The organism is Corynebacterium sp. KPL2861, from assembly GCF_040225475.1.
Lineage (GTDB): Bacteria > Actinomycetota > Actinomycetes > Mycobacteriales > Mycobacteriaceae > Corynebacterium.
In genome coordinates, this window is record NZ_JBEHFW010000009.1 from 17353 (window position 1) to 38245 (window position 20893).

Genomic DNA, 20893 nt, shown 5'->3' on the forward strand with positions numbered 1-20893 from the left:
CAGAAACCTGGCTAAGACGCCTGCATGGATAAGTTCTTGAAAAGTTTGCCATTGTGTGGCCGTGCTAGGTGCCCAGCGGCTCCTAGACTTCCATCGCTTCAGTGTACTGGACACAAAGCGAATGCGCTGGACTGGGCCAGCTGTGCTGGACTAAATCACACCACGCGCCACCAAAATGGCCTAAGCAAGAGATATGAAGTTTTAATTCGCCGCCGGGAAACCCGGAAATCAGCGCGAAACTCGTTTCTCGTTGCTTAGGCCATTGATGAAGGTGCTTAAAAATTACCAGCGGTAGTGAGCGAAGGCGCGGTTAGCCTCAGCCATCTTGTGGGTATCCTCACGGCGCTTCACGGAAGCACCGAGGCCGTTGGAGGCATCCAGGATCTCGTTGGAGAGACGCTCGATCATGGAGTTCTCGCGACGCTGGCGGGTGAAGGTCACCATCCAGCGCAGTGCCAGGGTGTTGGCACGGTCTGGGCGGACCTCAACCGGCACCTGGTAGGTAGCGCCACCCACACGGCGGGAGCGAACCTCGAGGTCCGGGCGGATGTTGCCCAGGGCCTTTTCCAGGGTGCCAACCGGGTCGGTGCCGGTCTTCTCACGGCAAGCCTCAAGCGCGCCGTAGACGATGCGCTCTGCGGTGGACTTCTTGCCATCCTGGAGAATCTTGTTGACGAGCATGGTTACCTGCTCGGAGTTGTATACCGGGTCCTTTACTACAGGACGCTTCGGAGCAGCATTCTTACGCATTGTTTATTACTGTCCCTTCTTTGCGCCGTAACGGGAACGAGCCTGCTTACGGTCCTTGACGCCCTGGGCATCCAGGGAGCCGCGGATGATCTTGTAACGAACACCTGGAAGGTCCTTCACACGGCCGCCGCGAACGAGGACCATGGAGTGCTCCTGCAGGTTGTGGCCCTCACCTGGGATGTAGGCCGAAACCTCGATACCGCTGGTAAGGCGCACACGGGCAACCTTACGAAGAGCGGAGTTCGGCTTCTTCGGGGTGGTGGTGTACACGCGGGTGCACACGCCACGACGCTGCGGGGAACCCTTCAGCGCAGCGGTAGAGACCTCTTTGCGCTTGGTCTGGCGGCCCTTGCGGACCAGCTGTTGAATAGTTGGCATTAAACAGTCTTTCTGTCGAATTGCACCACTTCTTAAGAAGGGAACCAAACATGCAAAAATAGGCGCTCTTTCCCGGGGCGCTGCCGCATGTCCAGAACTCTTCCCAAGGCGGGTGCCTTGTTAAGGATCAGACTTTTCACCATGTTCTTTGCGCGCCATATTCACACAGGGTGCGCGGTACATAGTGAACTAGAGATAAGACTAGCAAAGCCAGCGCTACGAACACAAAACAGCTAGGCCATCCTGCCGGCTGCGCGGAAGGGTTACTCCCACTCCCACGTCAGGTCTGGCTCTGCAGCCTTGTCGGAAAAGTAGGATTTCTCCTGCTCTTCCCAGGTGGTAAACCACTTCTCATAGGCCGGCTCGCGCGCAATCGCGCGCTCATAGCGCTGCTCGCGGGGGCCATCGATGCACACGGTCACCACCGCGCCGCGCTTTTTCGCGGCCGCAATGTTGTCAGCGGTGACGGAGCCAACGCCCTCGACGATGAGATCATCGCGCACATCGAGGCTGGCCCAGTCACCGGGGCAGTTGGCTTCCCAATCCCAGCGCCAATAGCCGGGATTCATGGTGCGCAAGACCTGTTCGCCCACCATCTCGGAGCCCTTTTCCAGGCCATGCCAGCCGGGATAGAATTCATCAAGGTGAACCACCCGCCAATTGGTACGATCTGCCAAGGCGGCGGAGGTCCAGGTTTTGCCGGAGCCCGAGGGACCATCGATAAGCACCGTGACGGGTTTAAACGCACGCTTTCGCGAGGCTGCTAGCTTAACGATGTCCTCCAAGAGGCGCTCTTGTTCGGCATCAATGTCCATAGTGCTTGAATCACTGCTTTCGCGGATTAAAGGCCAAAGAATCTCCAGGCCCCAGTAAGTACCGAAGTTACCACCGGTACACAAGCAAGGGCGAGGCCGCAGACCATCACCCACCCATCGTGGGCGTGCAGCCTGGATTCTCGGGCCCAGGTCCGCTCCCCTCCTCCGGGTGGGGTGCGCCCGAAACCGCGTGCTTCCATCGCGGTCGCAAGCTTGCCGCCGCGGCGCAGGGCAATGACCAACAGACCAAAGGACATCGTAAGCAAGTGCTTGAAGCGCCCTTCATCCGTGAGCCCGCGGGCCCTGCGCGCCATGCCGAGCGATTGCCAATCGGATTTCAGGAGCGTCATCATCCGCACGCCGGCCACGGCGCCGATAACGAAGCGGGAGGGAAGGCGGAGGATCTGCGAGAGGGCATCGCCAAGCTCGGTGGGATCGATATCGCGTGCGAGCACCACCGTTGGTAGTGCGACCGCAAGCACACGCAGCGTGATCGCAATGGCCAAGGTGAGCGAATTTTCCGTCACCGTAATCAGCCACCAGCTGAAGTACTCCTCTCCCCCGGGCGCGCCATAGAGCAGCATGGAAATCCCCGATAGCGGGGCGATAAGGAATAAGAACCAACCGGCCTTCCACAAGCGCACCCAGGAGACGCCACATAACGGCGCCAAGATGAGTGTCAGGCTTAGCGATATCGCCGCCGAAACCCAGTCGATGGAGGCAAGCAGCGGCGTAACCCAGACGAACATCAAGAAGATACGGGTTAGCGGGTTGACGTTGCGCAAGAGATTAGGCACCGCGCACCTCCACCTGGTAATCGCCCAAGGACGCCATGAACAGCGGGTCATGGGTAATGGACGCAATCGTCGTGCCTTCATCGGCCAATTGGCGCAACAAGCCCACCAATTCCACGAAGGTGCCGGGATCCTGGCCAAAGGTCGGCTCGTCCAATAGCAGCACCTCCGGCGCGGTCACCAGAGCCGTTGCTACCGAAAGCCGGCGCTTTTCGCCGCCGGATAGCGTAAACGGATTGGCCTTGAGCAAGTGCCCCAAGCGCAGCGATTCCACCAACTGGGCGATGCGTTTCTCTGGGGGATCGACGCGCATGACCTTGGGCGCGACCCGCAATTCCTCGTCCACGCTGCGGGAGACAAATTGGTGTTCGGGATTTTGGAAGACGAAGCCAATGCGGTCCGCCAATTCGCGGGATTTCCACCGGGAAGGAGGGCCCTTCACACCGCGGCGGATGAAGTCAGCGACCCCGATTTCCCCGGACTCGGCCGGAAGTAGCCCCGCCATCGTCATCAGCCACGTGGATTTTCCCACGCCATTGCGCCCGGTAATGACGGTCGAGGCCCCCGCCGGCAGGGAGATGGATCGCGGCGGCCCATAGCGGGTTACCAAATCCTTGCTCCACAGCGCCGCGTTGGACTCATCGAGGGCATCGCTTGCCCGTGACCGCGCCTGCGGGAGACCGGTGACCTGGCGCTTGCGGGCGACGTCAGCAAAGGGGGCATCAGAGATAATGCGCCCATCCTTCAGCTCTACTGCGCGGTCCAGCACGCTTTCCCACGCCGCATGCTGATGCTCGACCACCACCAAAGTGGCACCCGTGTGCTTCACCAGCTTGCCGACGGCCCGCACCACGTCCTGCGCCCCTTCCGGATCCAGGTTGGCGGTGGGCTCGTCCAATAGGACCACGCCCGCGCCCATGGCGATGACCCCGGCAAGCGCCAGGCGTTGCTTCTGCCCGCCGGAGAGGTGCTCGGTAGGAAAATCCAGGTCCACGTAGGGGCCAACCAGCTCCTGAGCCTGTTGCACCCTGCGCCAGATCTCCTCGCGCGGATATGCCAGGTTCTCGCAGCCAAAGGCGATATCGTCGCCCACGCGCGCGGAGATGACCTGCGAATCCGGATCCTGCAGAACCAACCCCACCGGAATGGTCCGACCCGGCTCTTCGACCGTGCCCGCAGAATCCTCCAAGGTAATCTCGCCGGTGCGCGTGCCTTCCTCATCGGAACCCAAGACACCTGCCATCGCCGCCAATAGCGTCGACTTTCCGGAACCGGAATCCCCGCACAGCAAGACTTTCTCACCGGGTTCGATGACGAGGTCTATGTCCTGCAGCGCCGGTTGGGAGCGCCCAGCGTGGGTCCAGCCGTAGCCGCGGGCCGCAATTTTTGTGGCGTTTCCTGCTAAGCGTGAAAAATCAGTCACAGCGGTCTAAGCCCTAAGCGCGCTGTTCGCGGCCTACTGCAAAGCGGTCAAGGGCACCGGTCTTTGCCAATGCCTTCACCACATAAAAGCCCAGGGCTCCGGCCAAGATAGCACCGGAAATGGTCAACGTGACCAAGTAGATCATATTGAACTCGAAGGACTTCGCGAGGTTACCGGAGGTAAACAGCTCTAGGACAAAGGCGCCCCAGCCTGCTGCCATACCGGCCAGGATGGTCACCCCAAGGTTGAACTGGCGGTACATGAAGATGGCGAGAATGATCTCCACACCAATACCCTGCGCCAGGCCCGAGTACAGGGTGCTAATGCCCCACTGTGAACCCAAGACGGCCGATACCGTCGCGGCAAGGACCTCCACGTACACCGCCGCACCCGGCTTACGGATAACCAAGCCACCCAGGATGCCGCCCAGCAGCCAGATGCCGGTGGCCAAGCCACCAAGACCCGGCGTAAGAGCATCCATGGCCTCGTACCAGGCATAGCCCACGGCATTCCAGCCCAAGAACACGAAACCACAGGCAACACCCAAGACTGATGCCACCACGATGTCCACCACGCGCCAGTCCAAGCTGCGCTTTGGTGCTGCGGCCCCAGTAGTATTAGCAGTCATTATTTTCTCCCTCTCGCCGGAATTACCCGGATCAGGTTCAACGGTTCACCGCGTCATATCGCAGTATCTCAGCCTTCATTTCTGTGCCGGTGCGGCCTGTGCGCCCCACGGGCCCACAGATTCTGAAAGCTCCCGTGTAATGGTTTAAATCAAATAGCCCAAGGCCCACATTTTACTTATCTGGGCACAGGCTTTACTCATACTAGCAGGCACGCATACGGGTCCCCACAACCAATTCGGCGGCCGAATTGGCGTGCTCAACCGCGCCAACAGACTCCAACGGCAAGAGCCCCCGTTACCGTTTAACACGGAAGCGGGGGCTCTGACTGGACGCGGTGCCGAGGGGCACGAGCGCCTAGGACTTAGAAGGTGAAGTCCTCATCCAGCGGGACGGAGGCGCCGGTGAATTCACCGAAGCCATCGTCACCGTAGATGGAATCGCCGTAAGTCGGAATCGAGTATGCGGCGTTGCGCGCAGCCTCGGTCGGCTTGACGGAGATATTGCGGTAACGGGAGATACCGGTACCGGCCGGGATCAGCTTACCGATGATGACGTTCTCCTTGAGGCCGATGAGCTTATCGGAGCGCTTGTTAATAGCGGCATCGGTAAGCACACGCGTGGTCTCCTGGAACGAAGCGGCGGATAGCCAGGACTCGGTAGCCAAGGACGCCTTGGTAATACCCATGATCTCCGAGCGCAGCTGAGCCGGCTCGCCGCCTTCTGCGACCTGAGCAGCGTTCATCTGCTTGGCCTCAGAAAGGTCGATCAGGTTACCCGGCAGCAGCTCCGTGGTACCGGCGTCGATGACGGTACCGCGGCGCAGCATCTGGCGGATGATGATCTCAATGTGCTTGTCGTGGATGGCCACACCCTGGGTGCGGTACACGGCCTGCACCTCGTTGATGAGGTGCTGCTCCACGCCGCGACGACCCAGGACCTCGAGCACGTCGTGCGGGTCAGCCGCACCACGCATCAAGCGGTCACCGGTCTCAACGTGGTCGCCGTCCTTCAAGGAACGCTCGATCATCGCATCCGGGTTGGACTCCATCGGGCGACGCACCTGGGCCAGGCCCTGGCGCTTGGAGAGCTTCTCGTAGACCACGTCATCAGAACCGTCATCCGGGGTGATGGTCATGGTCCAGAAGTTGCCCTCATCGGACAGGGACACGGTGCCGTCAACGGAGGCAATCGGTGCGCGGTTCTTCGGGTTACGGGCCTCGAAGAGCTCCTGCACACGCGGCAGACCACCGGTAATGTCGCCACCGACACCACCCTGGTGGAAGGTACGCATGGTCAGCTGGGTACCAGGCTCACCAATGGACTGTGCGGCCACGATGCCGACGGCCTCGCCGATGTCGACCAACTGGCCGGATGCCATGGACTTGCCGTAGCACTTCGCACAGACACCGGCCGGGGTCTGGCAGGTCAGCACGGAGCGGACCTTGACGTCGGTGACCTTGGCATCGAGAAGCTTCTGCGTGAGCTCCTCGGTCAGGTCTGCACCGGCCTCTGCGACGACCTCGCCGTTCTCGTCCTTGACGTCGGTGGCAAGCACGCGACCGGAAGCGGAGGTCTCCCACAGCTCGGAGAGGACGACCTTGTCGCCGGAGACCTCGCCGATAGGAACGCGCACGCCCTGGCGGGTGCCACAGTCCTCTTCACGGACGATGACATCCTGGGCGACGTCCACCAGACGACGGGTAAGGTAACCGGAGTCAGCGGTACGCAGCGCGGTATCGGCCAGACCCTTACGGGAACCGTGGGAGTTGTTGAAGTACTCCAGCACGGACAGGCCTTCGCGGAAGGAGGTCTTAATCGGACGGGTGATGTAATCACCGTGCGAGTTCACAACCATGCCCTTCATACCGGCCAGCGTCCAGATCTGACGCATGTTACCGGCAGCACCCGACTTCACAATCATTGGAATCGGGTTGTAATCCGGGTAGATGTTCTCGACGGCCTCACCAACGGTGTCGGTCGCGTCCTTCCACAGCTCAACCAGGCGGTCATAACGCTCGCGCTCCGTCAGAGCACCCTGCTCCCAGTACTTACGCTCGATGCGCTCTGCTTCCTTCTCATAAGACTCAAGGATCTCGGTCTTATTCGGCAGCACCAGCACGTCAGACATCGTAATGGTCACACCGGAACGGGTTGCCCAGTAGAAGCCAGCGTCCTTCATGTTGTCCAGAACCTGGGCCACGGTGATCATTGGGTACTTGGTGGCCAAGTCATTGACCACGTCACCAATGAGCACCTTGCCGTCCGTGCCGCCGCCCTTGCGGACCATGATGCCCTCAAGGTACGGGTAGTTCCACGGCAGCAGCTCGTTGAACATGATGCGGCCGATGGTGGTGTAGCCCAACCATGCCTGGCCCTTGGACCAGCCATCGGGGAAGAGCTCTGCCTCGATGTCCTCTGGTGGGCGCAGGTGATCGATGCGCACCTTGATAGGTGCCTGCAGGCCAACCGTGCCGCGGTCGTAGGCCATGAGGGCCTCGGCGTAGGAGGAGTACACGCCAGTTGCCGGGTACTCCTCGCCAGCCTCGCGGTAGCGGCCATTGCCACCAATCTCGTCCTCTGCCTTGTCCATGGTGAGGTAGTACAGGCCGGTCACCATATCCAGGCGCGGCATAGCCAGTGGCTTACCGGATGCCGGGGACAGAATGTTATTGGAAGCCAGCATCAGCACACGAGCCTCTGCCTGAGCCTCTGCGGACAGTGGCAGGTGAACTGCCATCTGGTCACCGTCGAAGTCGGCGTTGAAGGCCTCACAGGCCAGCGGGTGCAACTGAATAGCCTTACCCTCAACCAACTTCGGCTCGAAGGCCTGGATACCCAGGCGGTGCAGCGTAGGCGCACGGTTGAGCATCACTGGATGCTCAGAAATGGCCTGCTCCAGCACGTCCCACACCTCTGGGCGCTGGCGCTCCACCATGCGCTTCGCGGACTTGATGTTCTGGGCGTAGTCGTTTTCGACCAATCGCTTCATAACGAAAGGCTTGAACAGCTCCAGCGCCATCAGCTTCGGCAAACCACACTCGTGCAGCTTCAGCTGCGGGCCGACGATAATAACGGAACGACCGGAGTAGTCAACGCGCTTACCCAGCAGGTTCTGGCGGAAACGTCCCTGCTTGCCCTTGAGCAAGTCAGACAGGGACTTCAACGGGCGGTTGCCCGGGCCGGTAACCGGACGGCCACGGCGGCCGTTATCGAAGAGCGCGTCCACAGACTCCTGCAGCATGCGCTTCTCGTTATTCACGATGATCTCTGGAGCGCCCAGGTCGATCATGCGCTTAAGGCGGTTATTGCGGTTGATAACACGGCGGTACAGATCATTCAGGTCCGAGGTGGCGAAACGGCCACCGTCCAGCTGCACCATCGGGCGCAGCTCAGGCGGGATAACCGGAATAGCGTCCAGCACCATGCCTGCCGGGTCATTGCCGGAGTTCAGGAATGCGGCAACAACCTTGAGGCGCTTAAGCGCGCGCATCTTCTTCTGGCCCTTGCCATTGTTGATGATCTCACGCAGCTCCTCGGCCTCTGCCTCGAGGTCGAAGTTGCGTACCAAGGTCTGGATGGCTTCTGCACCCATGCCACCGGTGAAGTAATCCTCGTAGCGGTCAACCAGCTCTTCGTAGATGGTCTCATCGATGACCATCTGCTTCGGAGCAAGCTTCAGGAAGGTGTTCCAGATTTCATCCAGGCGTGCGACTTCGCGCTCGCCGCGCTCGCGGATGTGCTGCATTTCCTTATCGGCAGCGTTTTGTACCTTCTTGCGGGCATCGGCACGCGCACCGGCTGCCTCCAGCTCCGCCAAGTCGGACTCGAGCTTGGAAGCGCGCTCTGCGATCTCGGACTCGGTATCGTCCTCAACGTCCTTCTTCTCCAGCAACATTTCTGCTTCCAGAGTGGACTGATCGTTGTGGCGAGCCTCTTCATCAACGGAGGTGATGATGTTGGCAGCGAAGTAAATGATGCGCTCAAGGTCCTTCGGAGCCAGGTCCAGCAAGTAACCCAAGCGGGAAGGAACGCCCTTGAAGTACCAGATGTGGGTTACCGGAGCGGCCAGTTCGATGTGGCCCATGCGCTCACGGCGCACCTTGGACTTGGTGACCTCAACGCCGCAGCGCTCACAGATGATGCCCTTGTAACGGACGCGCTTGTACTTACCGCAAGCACACTCCCAGTCACGGGTAGGTCCGAAAATGCGCTCGCAGAACAGGCCGTCCTTTTCCGGCTTCAGCGTGCGGTAGTTAATGGTCTCGGGCTTTTTAACCTCGCCCTTAGACCAGCGACGGATATCGTCAGCAGTGGCCAGACCGATGCGGAGCTCGTCGAAGAGATTTACGTCAAACACGTAATGTCTCCCTTTCATCCTCGTTTTATGAGGAATTGATGGCTTTTAATGAATTAATCTTTATTGCCCGCCCGCGGCGGTCCCGGTGGTAAACACCGGAACCGTACATTCCGCGGTGGACCGAGAATCTATTTAGGCGATGTCAGCGGAAGAACCTTCATCGCGGGACAAGTTAATGCCAAGCGATGGGCTATCCATGTCATCGTCATCAGAGCCAGACAGCTCCATCGGGGTGCCGTCGGTGGAAAGAACCTCCACGTTCAGGCACAGGGACTGCAGCTCCTTGAGCAACACCTTGAAGGACTCAGGGATGCCCGGATCTGGAATGTTGTCGCCCTTCACGATGGCCTCGTAGACCTTCACGCGGCCTACCACGTCATCGGACTTGATGGTCAACAGCTCCTGCAGGGTGTAGGCAGCGCCATAAGCCTGCATTGCCCACACCTCCATCTCGCCGAAGCGCTGGCCACCGAACTGAGCCTTACCACCCAGTGGCTGCTGGGTAATCATGGAGTAAGGACCAGTGGAGCGGGCATGGATCTTCTCATCGACCAAGTGGTGCAGCTTGAGCATGTACATGTAGCCCACGGAGATGGGGTACTTGTACGGCTCGCCCGAGCGGCCATCGAAAAGCGTGGCCTTGCCGTGCTCGTTGACCAAGACGTCGCCGTCGCGGTTCGGGCGGGACGATGCCAACAGGCGCTCGATCTCGTGGTTGGTAGCACCATCGAAGACCGGGGTGGCGGTCAGGGAGTCCGCTGGGACATCGTAAAGCTCTTCCGGCAAGGTCTTGAGCAGCTCGGCGTTAGCCGGATCCTCAGTGTCGACCTTCCAACCAGCGTGAGCCAACCAACCCAAGTGCAGCTCAAGCACCTGACCGATGTTCATACGACGCGGCACACCGTGGGTGTTCAGCAGGATGTCCACCGGGGTACCGTCCTCCATGAACGGCATATCCTCTGGCGGCAGAATCTTGCCCACAACACCCTTGTTGCCGTGGCGGCCGGCCATCTTATCGCCGTCCTGGATCTTGCGCTTTTGCGCAACGTAGACGCGGATCATCTCGTTGACGCCAGGTGCCAGGTCGTCATCATCATCGCGGGAGAAGCGAGCAACGCCAATGACCTTGCCCACCTCACCGTGCGGAACCTTCATCGAGGTATCGCGCACCTCGCGGGCCTTCTCACCGAAGATGGCGCGCAGCAGGCGCTCTTCCGGAGTCAGCTCGGTCTCACCCTTCGGGGTGACCTTACCCACCAGGATATCGCCGGCGCGAACGTCAGCACCGATGCGGATGATGCCGCGCTCATCGAGGTCGCTCAAGACGTCCTCGGAGACGTTTGGAATCTCGCGGGTGATTTCCTCGGCGCCCAGCTTGGTGTCACGAGCATCGATCTCGTGCTCCTCGATGTGGACGGAGGTCAGGATGTCCTCTTCCACGATGCGCTGGTTGAGGATGATGGCGTCCTCGTAGTTGTGGCCTTCCCACGGCATAAACGCAACCAGCAGGTTACGGCCAAGCGACATCTCACCGTTGTGGGTACCTGGGCCATCGGCCAAAACCTGGCCGGCCTCTACGCGCTGACCCATGGACACCAGCGGGGTCTGGTTGTAGTTGGTGCCCTGGTTGGTGCGCTCGAACTTGCGCAGGATGTAGGTATCGCGCTGGCCCTCATCGTCCATGATGGTGATGACGTCAGCGGTGACGTTTTCCACCACACCGGCCTTTGGCGTGATGACCACGTCGCCAGCGTCATATGCGGCGCGCTGCTCCATACCGGTACCCACCAGTGGGGCCTCAGAACGAACCAGCGGGACGGCCTGCTTCTGCATGTTCGCACCCATCAAGGCACGGTTAGCATCGTCGTGCTCCAAGAACGGAATCATCGCGGTACCAACGGAGACCATCTGGCGTGGGGAAACGTCAACGTAGTCCACACCGGAGGCATCGGTCACTCCGATGTCGCCCTCCTTCAGGCGGACCTCGATGCGCTCACCGATCAGACGGCCTTCCTCGTCCTGCTCGACCTCAGCCTGAGCAATGGCGAAGCGGTCCTCCTCATCAGCGGTGAGGTACTCAACCTGATCCGTAACCTTGCCGTCAACGACCTTGCGGTACGGGGTCTCGATGAAACCGAAGGGGTTCACGCGGGCGTAGGACGCCAGCGCACCAATCAGGCCAATGTTCGGACCCTCAGGGGTCTCAATCGGGCACATGCGGCCGTAGTGCGAAGCGTGCACGTCTCGCACCTCAATGCCAGCGCGCTCACGGGACAAACCGCCTGGGCCCAGCGCGGACAGGCGGCGCTTGTGGGTCAGTCCGGACAGGGAGTTGTTGTGGTCCATGAACTGCGAGAGCTGCGAGGTACCAAAGAACTCGCGGATAGCAGCGGAAACCGGACGCACGTTAATCAGGGACGTCGGAGTGATGGACTCTGCGTCCTGGGTGGTCATGCGCTCGCGCACGACGCGCTCCATGCGGGACAGGCCCACGCGGACCTGGTTCTGGATGAGCTCACCCACGGTGCGCAGACGACGGTTACCAAAGTGGTCGATGTCGTCGGTGTTCAGCGAGATCATCTCACCGTTTGGTGCCTTCATCTCACGCTCGCCAACGTGCAGGCGTACCAGGTACTCCAGGGTGACGGCGATGTCTTCTTCAGTCAGGGTCATCAGACCGTCGTGGTCGCCGCCAAGGCCCAGCTTGCGGTTGGCCTTGTAGCGGCCGACCTTGGCAAGGTCATAGCGCTTAGCGCGGAAGAAGGAATTATCCAACAGGGACTGCGCCAGCTCACGGGTAGGCTGCTCGCCCGGGCGCTGCTTACGGTAGATCTCCAGCAGCGCTTCATCGGTATTGGAAACACCGTCAGATTCCAGGGTGGACATCATGAGCTCAGAGAAGCTGAAGCGCTCCCTGATCTGCTCCTCGGTCCAGCCCAGGGCCTTCAACAGGACGGTCACCGGCTGGCGGCGCTTGCGGTCAATGCGCACGCCGACGGTGTCGCGCTTGTCCACGTCGAACTCCAGCCAAGCACCGCGGGAAGGAATAATCTTCACGGAGTGCAGCGGGCGTTCGGTGGACTTATCGATGGAACGATCGAAGTACACGCCCGGGGAACGCACCAGCTGGGAGACGATGACGCGCTCGGTACCGTTCACGATGAAGGTACCCATATCCGTCATGATCGGGAAGTCACCGATGAAGACGGTCTGCGACTTAATCTCTTGGGTGTCGTTATTAATGAACTCTGCGGTCACGTACAGCGGCGCGGAGTAGTTGATGTCCTTTTCTTTACACTCGTCGACGGTGTTTTTCACCGGCTCAAAGCGAGGCTCCGACAAGGACAGGGACATATTGCCCGAGTAGTCCTGAATCGGCGAGAGCTCTTCGAGGATATCCTCAAGGCCACTCGTCACGCGTGCGTTATCGCCGCGCTCAGCCTGCTCACGCTCGCGCCATTCCGGCGAGCCGACGAGCCAAGCAAAGGAATCGAGTTGTACGTCAAGGAGGCCCGGCAGGGCGATAGGCTCGCTAATCTTTGCAAACGAGTATCGCTTCGGGGCTCCGGGGATATTGGCCACTGACTTGGTCTGGCGGGAGACTGCCAAGATGGGTCCTTCCAGCACCTCACGCGGATTGCTACTCGCCCTGGCCGACGAGCAGCAAAACCGCTGGTAATTTTAGCATTCGGTCTGCTGTGGAGTGTCTGGGTTCAGAATGCACAAAATCACCTTGTCAAGTCGGTTTTGCCATCACCAACCCGAAAGGCTAAATGTGCACCGAAGATCCAGATTCCAGCGCAACGAATTAGTGTATAGGAAAAACTCAGGTATGTAAAGACACACCACTCTTAAGGCTTTTTCTTTCCGCGCTAGGGGGCAAGCTCTCGCTCGCCGCTGCGCCAACGCGGCGGAAATGTTGCGCCGTATCTATCGGGGCAACCACAAGCACCGTACCACTAAAAAGTCATTCCACCGCAACCCGAACCGCGCTTAAGGCCTTTAGCTGGCATTTTCGCTATTAACTTTGGCTTTGTTCTTCTTGCCCCGCCGGCGAACATGCTTGTTTTTACGGTCCCATATTCCAAGCGCCCCAATTACCCCAATAAAGGTAAGTACGATGCCGATGCCTAGGGCGGCCCAGCGCGCAAGCTCCGCCACGTGGTTGCGTGGGAACGATTTCGCTTCCGCGATGAGTGCCGCACGGCTCTCCTCTGAGGTAGCACCATTAAAGACAAAGGCTCGCTCGCGCCCTACCCCCTCGCGGTCCGCGTAGTAGTCATCGATATCCATATCCATGCCCACCACTAGGCCCGTGGCTTGGTCGACGTAGAAGTCTCGACTGCCCGAGTGCATCAAATAACCAGGTTCCTGGCCCCCATCTTCCTTGGGAAAAGAGGTGGTATTGCCATCGGCGGCATAAAGTTGCGCTACGTTCGTTGGCTCGATTTCCTGGTGATAGCGATACACCGTGCGGCCATCTATTTCAGTCTCTTCTTCAAAGACCGCGTCCACCGCCTTGCGCAGGGTGGGGTCAAAGACCGGGTAATTCGTTTTCTCCGCATCCGCCGGGAATTTCAGCCAGTAGCCATCGATGGCCACCTGATCTTCGGGGCTGGCCAACGTGTGGCTCAGGCTGGCCTCTGCCTCTGCCTCACCGCTCAGGCGGTCAATGGGATAGGTCCAGACCTGTGCCTGGCTTAAATCATCGAGTCCTTGGCCATCGCCGCGCAGGCGCGTCTCCCCTATGCGCAGCGTCGCGGTATCTTCATCCGAAGGCTCTTGGATGCCCGCGTTAATCTGATAGGTCATCGGCCCAGAATAGGGCGACGTTCCATCCTTGTTCACAAGCTGGGAATCCGCGGAGTCATCCTTGAGTGTCCACGTGGTTTTCTTGAGTTCCAACGGCAACCGCGGTGAGAAATCCAAAAACGCCGGCGCCGCTATTCCGGCGGCCACCAGCGCTACGCCGAGACCTAGTAAAAGGACGGAAAAGATGCGGGACTTGGGCAGCATGGGGGCTAATTCTACAGCGCTAACTCCCAGATCCTAGTTTCTACAGGCGGGCTCGAGCGGACTAAGCCAAAGATTCCTACGCCGTGTGCTTATTCCACGGGATAATACCGCTCGTATCCGTCGTGCGCCGAGCACACCAAAGGTCATATTCTTCTTGCAATCCCAACCAGAATTCGCCGGAATTGCCAAAATACGCCGAAAGACGCAAAGCCATATCCGCGCTCAATCCAATTCGCCCTCGGACAAGCTTCGAAATCTGGGACTTGCTACTAAAAACGTCCTGCGCCAAGCGATATTGAGTAATGCCTAAAGGCGCCAAGAACTCTTCGCTTAATACCTCACCTGGGTGCGGCACGGGCACATTGCCCGAAGAAGCCACTAAGTCCTGAGAGGAACCCATCAACGCTTCGCCCTCCTCAATTTTCAAGCCGATAGTTTCATATAGTGAAACCACAGTCTATCGCGGCGACCGCTAAAACGGGAGAAACCCCCATCTCCCACCGCGTATAGCGCGGTAAGAGTGGGGGCTTCGAAAGCGTGAAGCTCAGTAAAATTACTTGAGCTCGACGGAAGCGCCAGCCTCTTCCAGCTTGGTCTTAGCCGCCTCAGCGTCGTCCTTGGAAGCGCCTTCGATGATGGCCTTAGGTGCACCCTCAACCATTTCCTTAGCTTCCTTCAGGCCCAGGCCGGAGACGAGCTCGCGGACAGCCTTAATAACGCCAATCTTCTTAGCGCCAGCGTCGGTCAGAACGACGTCGAACTCGGTCTGCTCCTCAGCAGCGGCAGCGCCGCCCTCAGCCGGAGCGCCCGGTGCAGCAGCAGCAACCGGTGCAGCAGCCTCAACGTCGAAGACGTCCTCGAATTCCTTAACGAACTCAGACAGTTCGATGAGGGTCATTTCCTTGAAAGCTTCAATGAGCTCGTCCTTGGTGAGCTTAGCCATGATGGCAAGTCCTTTCTGTGTTGTGTGCTTGTTCCCCGGTGATGAGGTAGCAAGCACGGTGTTTTATGTGTGCGTCTGTTGTGACGACTTAAGCTTCTGCTTCCTTCTTGTCCTGCAGAGCAACAACGGTGCGAACCGCCTTGGTTGCAGGAGCGTTGAAGACAGCGGCTGCCTTCGCCATAGAACCCTTCATAGCGCCAGCCAGCTTTGCGAGGGTGGTCTCGCGGTTGTCCAGCTTGGCGATGGCCTGAACCTGCTCCGCAGACAATGCGTCGCCGTCCATGTAGCCACCCTTGATGACGAGTGCCTTGTTGTCATCAGCAAACTTGGTGATGACCTTCGCAGCATCTACTGCCTCGCCCTTGATGAACGCAATTGCGGTCGGGCCAGTCAGCAAATCATCAAGACCTTCGATGCCAGGTTCGTTGGGCGCGATCGTGAAGAGGGTGTTCTTGGCGACGGAGTAGTCAACGTCAAAGCCCAGGTTGTTACGCAGCTCCTGCAGCTGGGATACGGTCAGGCCGCGGTACTCAGTCAAAACGACGGAGCTAGAATCGGCCAGCTTCTCCTTCAGCTCTGCCAAGTCTGCAGTGTTCTTTGGGTTTGCCATTGTCTCTCGCCTCCTTCCAAAACATCTCTTTTATTTTCCGCCGGGGCCTTCCAAAAAGAAAAGCCCCGTGCAAGAGCACAGGGCGTGCGACATGAGAAATGCCACGGAATGCGCAAAGTGTCTCCTGCGTGGGCCGCCTCCATGGTGGAGAACTTTCAATCCTTATTGGATGACCAACGGTCTTCGGTGAACTTTGACTCGGCCACAAGGCCGTTCAAACTTCACAAGCCATACTACCGTACTTTCCTCGTATTCCCAAATTACCCAGCCGCGTAGGCTATCTACTATGACTTCCCTCATGTGGTTTCGCGATGACCTGCGCTTATCCGATAACCAGGCTCTCACCCGCGCAGCGCAAGCCGCCACCGATGATAAAGACGGTTCAAAGCCAGAGTTAGTGGCCATAGTTCTCGATGAGCCCGCCTACCCCGGGACCCGACCACTCGGTGGTGCCAGCAATTGGTGGCGGGAGCGCTCGCTTTATGCCCTTGCGCAGGACCTCGCAACCTGCGGGGTGAAGCTCCTCCGCGCTACCGGGGATGCCCGCGCCGTCATTCCCCGCACCGCCCGGGAGATTGGCGCCGATACCGTCACCTGGACCCGCCGCTACCACGGCCCGCTGCGCGAAGTCGACGCCACAGTAAAAGCAGCGCTCGCAGATTCCGGAATTAACGCCACCTCCTACCCCGGTTTCACGCTCGTGGAGCCATGGGAGATCACTAATGGCCAGGGCAAGCCTTATAAGGTCTTTACTCCCTTTGGGGCCGCCGCGCGGTCCCAACTCGCTGATGACGAACCGCTGCCCGTGCCGGAATTGCTGTCGCGGCGGGAGATGGGGGCATCGGCAAGCAGCAGCTGGCCCGATCCCAGCGCCGATGAACCGCAGTGGGCTGCGTCGCTCGCCCAGTATTGGACTCCCGGAGAGGCCGGTGCGCGCGAACGCCTAGCCCAGCTCGACTTAACTCACTATGCCAGAGAACGCGATATACCCGCGCACAACGCCACCTCTCTGCTATCGCCGCACCTGCGCTTTGGCGAGGTATCCCCACGCGAAGTTTGGCTGGCCGCCGCCGAGGAACCCGACGCGGAGAAGTTCCACTCCGAGTTGCTGTGGCGCGACTTTGCCTGGCACCGGCTCTACCACCTGCCCGATCTGGCCACCCGCAACGTGCGGCAACAGTTCGACCGCTTCGACTGGTCCTGGGATGACCCGCGGCTGAGGGATTGGCAGGACGGGACAACGGGTATACCGCTTGTCGATGCCGGTATGCGCGAACTCTGGAAAACCGGATACATGCACAATCGCGTGCGCATGGTGGTGGGATCGTTTCTCACCAAGAACCTGGGAATCCATTGGCGCCTAGGCGAGGAATGGTTTTGGGACACCCTGGTGGATGCCGATGCCGCGTCCAACCCATTTAACTGGCAATGGGTAGCCGGCTGCGGCGATGATGCCGCACCCTTTTTCCGCATCTTCAACCCTGAAACCCAGGCACAGCGCTTCGACCCCGAAGGCGCCTATATCCGCCGCTGGGCTCCCACGCTATCCGCCCCACCCATCGTGGATCTCAGGCAGTCGCGCCAGGCGGACCTAGATGCCTACGCCGAGGTCAAAGGCGCAGACTAACGCTCAATACCTAGACTTTTCGTTCACACCGCAAGGCCTGTTGAACGATGCAAAAGACCCCAAGGAAAATCCTCGGGGTCTTCATTCACGCGCTATGCGCTATCACCGTCTTAGTCGGTGTAGCCCTTCTGTACGGAGCCGTCCACAGGAATGCCTGGGCCGGAGGTGGTGGAGATGGTGGCGCGCTTGATGTAGATGCCCTTAGCGGAAGCAGGCTTCAGGCGCTGGATCTCATCCATGAGGGCGCCGTAGTTCTCAGCGAGCTTCTCAGCATCGAAGGAAGCCTTACCAAGGATGGCGTGCAGGTTTGCAGCCTTGTCCACGCGGAAGGAGATCTTACCGCCCTTAACCTCGCTAATTGCCTTAGCAACGTCATTGGTCACGGTACCGGTCTTCGGGTTAGGCATCAGACCACGTGGGCCCAAGACGCGGGCGACGCGGCCAACCTTGGCCATTTGGTCCGGGGTAGCGATGGCAACGTCGAAGTCCAGGTTGCCCTCGTTGATCTGCTCGATCAGCTCGGAAGTACCGACGATGTCAGCGCCAGCTTCATGGGCTGCGGTTGCCTTCTCGCCCTCAGCGAAGACGGCGACGCGAACGTCCTTACCGGTGCCGTTAGGCAGGGACACGGTGCCGCGCACCAGCTGATCAGCCTTGCGTGGGTCAACGCCCAAGCGGAAGACGACATCAACGGTGGCGTCAAAGTTCTTGGAGGAGGTCTCCTTGGCCAGCTTTGCAGCCTCGATCGGACGGTACAGGCGGGACTTATCTACCAGTTCCGCAGCGGCCTTATAAGCCTTAGACTTGGTGCTCATTTAACAATTCCTTTTCTGGATTGGCGTGGTATTTGGCGGGCCGAAGCTGGCCCTACCACATAAAGTTTTTACTTCTCCGGTGCGCCATCAATGTTAAGGCCCATGGAGCGGGCGGTACCAGCGATGATGTGTGCGCCGGCCTCGATGTCGCGGGCGTTGAGGTCCTCGAACTTGGTCTGTGCAATTTCCTTGCACTGATCCCAGGTGACAGTGCCGACCTTATCGGTGTGCGGGACACCGGAGCCCTTCTGGACGCCTGCGGCCTTCAGCAGCAGCTTGGCTGCCGGCGGGGTCTTCAGCTTGAAGTCGAAGGAGCGGTCTTCGTAGACGGTGATCTCAACAGGGACCACGTTGCCACGCTGGTTTTCGGTAGCGGCGTTATAAGCCTTGCAGAATTCCATGATGTTGACGCCGTGGGCACCCAGTGCCGGGCCAACTGGCGGTGCCGGGTTAGCGGCGCCAGCCTCGATCTGCAGCTTGATGAAGCCGGAAACCTTCTTCTTTGGAGCCATCGAATTACCTCTTTCCTGTGGTACCGGGACCTGCGTCACGATGAATAACGCGGCCCGTCCGGATGCTCACCTCAGTGGGCCACCGGAGGATGAAACGATTTACGCGTGCGCACAGAAAAGGCGCACGGCGTTCCAGTCTAGAACACCGTGCGCCCTGCACAAAATCATTTTTAAGAAATGCGCTCGATTTCCGTCGGCGACAATTCCACTGGGGTTTCGCGGCCAAAGATGGAGACCAAGCCCTGCATCTTGCCTGTCTCCGGGTCGATTTCAGAAATGGTGGCGGACACGGCAGCCAACGGGCCGGACAGGATAGTGACGGCCTCGCCCACCTCGAAGTCGTGGGCGTACTTCTTGGCCACCTCCTTCTCCGGCAAGTCAACGACCTGCTCGCCCTCTTGCTCGTTTGGAGCGGCCTCGCCCTTGGTGGCGGGCGCTTCATTCGGCATGAGGAACTTGGCCACGTCGCGGGTCTTCACCGGCGTCGCGTTGCCCTCATTGCCCACGAAGGAGGTAACGCCTGGGGTTTCGCGGATGACCGACCAGGCGGCATCGTTAAGCTCAGCGCGCACTAGGACGTAGCCCGGCAGCAGCTTGCGCTTGACAATCTTTTTCTTGCCGTCCTTGTTTTCCATGATCTGCTCGATGGGGACGACGACCTCGAAGATGGAATCTTCCACCTCAAGGGTCTGCGCACGCATGTCGAGGTTGGTGCGCACCTTGTTCTCGTAACCGGAGTAGCACTGGATGATGTACCACTGGCCTGGCTGCTTCTTCAGCTCGCGGGTGAATTCACGCAAGCGCTTGCGGTAAGCGGCGTCCTCGGCCTCTTCCTCGGTTTCGGCGGAAGCCCCTGCAGCGTCCTCTTCTGCGGCGGGCTCGGCCTCTGCCGAGGGCTCGGACTCTGCTGCGGGGGCATCGGCAAGCGCAGCGTCTTCTGCGTCACCTGCGCCAGCCTCAGCAGGCGCTGCGGCCTCCTCTTGGGCGTCCTCGACTGCGCTGGCGTGCTCTGCCGCCTGCTCTTGCACGTTGGACTGCATGGCCTCCTCTAGGGAGGTTCCTGGGTTTTCGACGTTATTCTCGTCGCTCATGAGTGGTACTCCAAAATGTCATCGGCGCGTGTTGTAGAACCAGCCTACCCGCGGCGCGCGTGGGCAAAAAGTATCCCGCCGTTCCGGAGTGCGGAAACAGCGGGATAAAAGTTTATGGAGTTATTCTAACTAATTGGTCAGAATCTTCTCAACTCCGAGGCCAGCCAGGGTGTCAACGCCCCAGACCAAGGCGGTGATGACGATCAAGAAGGCGAACGTGATGAGGGTGTACTGCAGCATCTCTCCACGGGTGGGCCACACCACCTTCTTCATTTCAGAAACAACCTCGCCAGGGAATGCGGCGACGCCGCCACCCGGGCTGTCGGTGCGGTTTTTATCCTCAACGCGGACGACGTTCTTGTTCGCCGAGTCCGTGGAGGTCGTGGAAGCCGCACCAGAAAGCTGGCGCTTACCGGTGGGACGCGGGGCCGCCGAGTCCTTCGGCTGCTGCTCATCGCTCACAGCTAACCCTCCTTGGGAAATGAATTCTTTTTCCGAGCGCGATATTCCGCCCAGACATAACTTTGTCAACCCTAGCAAAAGGTGCACGGGCAGGAAAGCACGCCGGGGCGGATGCGCGCCGCTGTGACAAAAATATCCCCGCCATCTGGAAAGCAGATGGCGGGGATCCTTGCAGGGGCGACAGGACTCGAACCTGCAACCTACGGTTTTGGAGACCGTTGCGCTACCAATTGCGCCACGCCCCTATTTTGTTATCCGTGACGCTTGAGCGCCACGCGCCGATGACCTTACCAGATCCCTAATTCCGCACGGAAACCAGTACGCCGCTAAGGCCATAGGCACGGTAGTAAAAAAGCGCCGCAATGGCGCTTTTCTTTCCCGGTAGCGATGGCGAGAATTGAACTCGCGACACAGCGATTATGAGTCGCTTGCTCTACCACTGAGCTACACCGCCATGGTGAACACCTTCATCCTGCAGGAAGATATTTCCTCCAGACATGAATGGAGCCCCCTGACAGAATCGAACTGTCGACCTTTTCCTTACCATGGAAACGCTCTGCCGACTGAGCTAAGGGGGCACATCCCAGCATCAAGCACATCTATATTTCGTTGTGCTCTCCGTTGCGGACTTCAATAATGTAACCTGGCACCTCCACTTTGCACAAATCGCC

17 protein-coding genes and 3 tRNA genes are annotated in these 20893 nt (G+C 59.4%); 1 reads left to right on the forward strand and 19 read right to left on the reverse strand.

The window, feature by feature from the left end; all coding sequences use genetic code 11:
* Nucleotides 1-282 precede the first annotated feature (282 nt).
* The 12 genes from rpsG to rplJ all read right to left on the reverse strand — a co-directional run bounded on the left by rpsG (nucleotide 283) and on the right by rplJ (nucleotide 15715).
* Complete coding sequence (gene rpsG / locus ABRP84_RS08335; protein WP_023025169.1) at nucleotides 283-750, reverse strand: 30S ribosomal protein S7; 468 nt, start codon at nucleotides 748-750, stop codon at nucleotides 283-285.
* A 6-nt stretch (nucleotides 751-756) separates the two neighbouring features.
* Nucleotides 757-1128: a 30S ribosomal protein S12 gene (gene rpsL / locus ABRP84_RS08340; RefSeq protein WP_005276879.1), complete on the reverse strand. Its 372-nt coding sequence runs from the start codon at nucleotides 1126-1128 to the stop codon at nucleotides 757-759.
* A 263-nt stretch (nucleotides 1129-1391) separates the two neighbouring features.
* Nucleotides 1392-1943, reverse strand: coding sequence for a nucleoside/nucleotide kinase family protein (locus ABRP84_RS08345; protein WP_349853307.1), 552 nt, complete (start codon nucleotides 1941-1943; stop codon nucleotides 1392-1394).
* 26 nt (nucleotides 1944-1969) lie between these two features.
* A complete protein-coding gene (locus ABRP84_RS08350; protein ID WP_349853309.1) occupies nucleotides 1970-2740 on the reverse strand; it encodes an energy-coupling factor transporter transmembrane component T family protein in 771 nt (256 codons plus the stop codon).
* Nucleotides 2733-4160, reverse strand: coding sequence for an ABC transporter ATP-binding protein (locus tag ABRP84_RS08355; protein WP_349853311.1), 1428 nt, complete (start codon nucleotides 4158-4160; stop codon nucleotides 2733-2735). Before ABRP84_RS08355 ends, ABRP84_RS08350 begins: the two co-directional genes overlap by 8 nt.
* Before the next feature lie 13 nt (nucleotides 4161-4173).
* Nucleotides 4174-4788 (reverse strand): ECF transporter S component, encoded by a 615-nt coding sequence (locus ABRP84_RS08360; RefSeq protein WP_023025165.1) that lies wholly within the window; start codon nucleotides 4786-4788, stop codon nucleotides 4174-4176.
* Between the two features lie 362 nt (nucleotides 4789-5150).
* The gene (locus ABRP84_RS08365; protein WP_349853313.1) at nucleotides 5151-9146 is read right to left on the reverse strand and encodes a DNA-directed RNA polymerase subunit beta'; all 3996 of its coding nucleotides are present in this window, start codon (nucleotides 9144-9146) and stop codon (nucleotides 5151-5153) included.
* A gap of 132 nt (nucleotides 9147-9278) precedes the next feature.
* Nucleotides 9279-12773 carry a DNA-directed RNA polymerase subunit beta gene (rpoB, locus tag ABRP84_RS08370; RefSeq protein WP_005276870.1) on the reverse strand — a complete coding sequence of 1165 codons (3495 nt, stop codon included), beginning with the start codon at nucleotides 12771-12773 and terminating at the stop codon, nucleotides 9279-9281.
* Nucleotides 12774-13148: 375 nt separating this feature from the next.
* Nucleotides 13149-14162, reverse strand: a complete 1014-nt coding sequence (gene pgfA / locus ABRP84_RS08375; RefSeq protein WP_349853315.1) for a cell envelope lipid trafficking protein PgfA — start codon at nucleotides 14160-14162, stop codon at nucleotides 13149-13151.
* Nucleotides 14163-14238: 76 nt separating this feature from the next.
* Nucleotides 14239-14589 (reverse strand): HigA family addiction module antitoxin, encoded by a 351-nt coding sequence (locus ABRP84_RS08380; RefSeq protein WP_349853316.1) that lies wholly within the window; start codon nucleotides 14587-14589, stop codon nucleotides 14239-14241.
* A 126-nt stretch (nucleotides 14590-14715) separates the two neighbouring features.
* Nucleotides 14716-15105: a 50S ribosomal protein L7/L12 gene (gene rplL, locus ABRP84_RS08385; protein ID WP_023025160.1), complete on the reverse strand. Its 390-nt coding sequence runs from the start codon at nucleotides 15103-15105 to the stop codon at nucleotides 14716-14718.
* Between the two features lie 88 nt (nucleotides 15106-15193).
* Nucleotides 15194-15715, reverse strand: a complete 522-nt coding sequence (gene rplJ / locus ABRP84_RS08390) for a 50S ribosomal protein L10 (protein ID WP_349853317.1) — start codon at nucleotides 15713-15715, stop codon at nucleotides 15194-15196.
* A gap of 286 nt (nucleotides 15716-16001) precedes the next feature.
* On the opposite strand from rplJ, the gene ABRP84_RS08395 reads away from it, so the two are divergent.
* A complete protein-coding gene (locus tag ABRP84_RS08395; protein ID WP_349853318.1) occupies nucleotides 16002-17342 on the forward strand; it encodes a cryptochrome/photolyase family protein in 1341 nt (446 codons plus the stop codon).
* Between the two features lie 110 nt (nucleotides 17343-17452).
* Here the strand turns inward: ABRP84_RS08395 and rplA are convergent, their stop codons facing one another.
* The 7 genes from rplA to ABRP84_RS08430 form a co-directional block, all read right to left on the reverse strand.
* Nucleotides 17453-18157, reverse strand: coding sequence for a 50S ribosomal protein L1 (rplA, locus tag ABRP84_RS08400; RefSeq protein ID WP_349853320.1), 705 nt, complete (start codon nucleotides 18155-18157; stop codon nucleotides 17453-17455).
* Nucleotides 18158-18225: 68 nt separating this feature from the next.
* The gene (gene rplK / locus ABRP84_RS08405) at nucleotides 18226-18669 is read right to left on the reverse strand and encodes a 50S ribosomal protein L11 (protein WP_023016714.1); all 444 of its coding nucleotides are present in this window, start codon (nucleotides 18667-18669) and stop codon (nucleotides 18226-18228) included.
* Between the two features lie 170 nt (nucleotides 18670-18839).
* A complete protein-coding gene (nusG, locus tag ABRP84_RS08410) occupies nucleotides 18840-19760 on the reverse strand; it encodes a transcription termination/antitermination protein NusG (RefSeq protein ID WP_023025156.1) in 921 nt (306 codons plus the stop codon).
* Between the two features lie 129 nt (nucleotides 19761-19889).
* Nucleotides 19890-20222: a preprotein translocase subunit SecE gene (gene secE, locus ABRP84_RS08415; RefSeq protein WP_284869936.1), complete on the reverse strand. Its 333-nt coding sequence runs from the start codon at nucleotides 20220-20222 to the stop codon at nucleotides 19890-19892.
* Between the two features lie 172 nt (nucleotides 20223-20394).
* A tRNA-Trp gene (locus ABRP84_RS08420) sits at nucleotides 20395-20467 on the reverse strand.
* A gap of 137 nt (nucleotides 20468-20604) precedes the next feature.
* Nucleotides 20605-20676, reverse strand: a tRNA-Met gene (locus ABRP84_RS08425).
* 48 nt (nucleotides 20677-20724) lie between these two features.
* Nucleotides 20725-20800 (reverse strand) — tRNA-Thr (locus ABRP84_RS08430).
* Nucleotides 20801-20893: the final 93 nt, after the last annotated feature.

What these genes read in the sequence shown, in the direction of transcription:
- rpsG (WP_023025169.1), bottom strand. Translation starts at nt 750, where the DNA reads ATGCGTAAGAATGCTGCTCCGAAGCGTCCTGTAGTAAAGGACCCGGTA.
- ABRP84_RS08345 (WP_349853307.1), bottom strand. Translation starts at nt 1,943, where the DNA reads ATGGACATTGATGCCGAACAAGAGCGCCTCTTGGAGGACATCGTTAAG.
- rplA (WP_349853320.1), bottom strand. Translation starts at nt 18,157, where the DNA reads ATGAGCACCAAGTCTAAGGCTTATAAGGCCGCTGCGGAACTGGTAGAT.
- ABRP84_RS08395 (WP_349853318.1), top strand. Translation starts at nt 16,002, where the DNA reads ATGACTTCCCTCATGTGGTTTCGCGATGACCTGCGCTTATCCGATAAC.
- rpsL (WP_005276879.1), bottom strand. Translation starts at nt 1,128, where the DNA reads ATGCCAACTATTCAACAGCTGGTCCGCAAGGGCCGCCAGACCAAGCGC.
- ABRP84_RS08360 (WP_023025165.1), bottom strand. Translation starts at nt 4,788, where the DNA reads ATGACTGCTAATACTACTGGGGCCGCAGCACCAAAGCGCAGCTTGGAC.
- nusG (WP_023025156.1), bottom strand. Translation starts at nt 19,760, where the DNA reads ATGAGCGACGAGAATAACGTCGAAAACCCAGGAACCTCCCTAGAGGAG.
- rplK (WP_023016714.1), bottom strand. Translation starts at nt 18,669, where the DNA reads ATGGCTCCAAAGAAGAAGGTTTCCGGCTTCATCAAGCTGCAGATCGAG.
- pgfA (WP_349853315.1), bottom strand. Translation starts at nt 14,162, where the DNA reads ATGCTGCCCAAGTCCCGCATCTTTTCCGTCCTTTTACTAGGTCTCGGC.
- rplL (WP_023025160.1), bottom strand. Translation starts at nt 15,105, where the DNA reads ATGGCTAAGCTCACCAAGGACGAGCTCATTGAAGCTTTCAAGGAAATG.
- rplJ (WP_349853317.1), bottom strand. Translation starts at nt 15,715, where the DNA reads ATGGCAAACCCAAAGAACACTGCAGACTTGGCAGAGCTGAAGGAGAAG.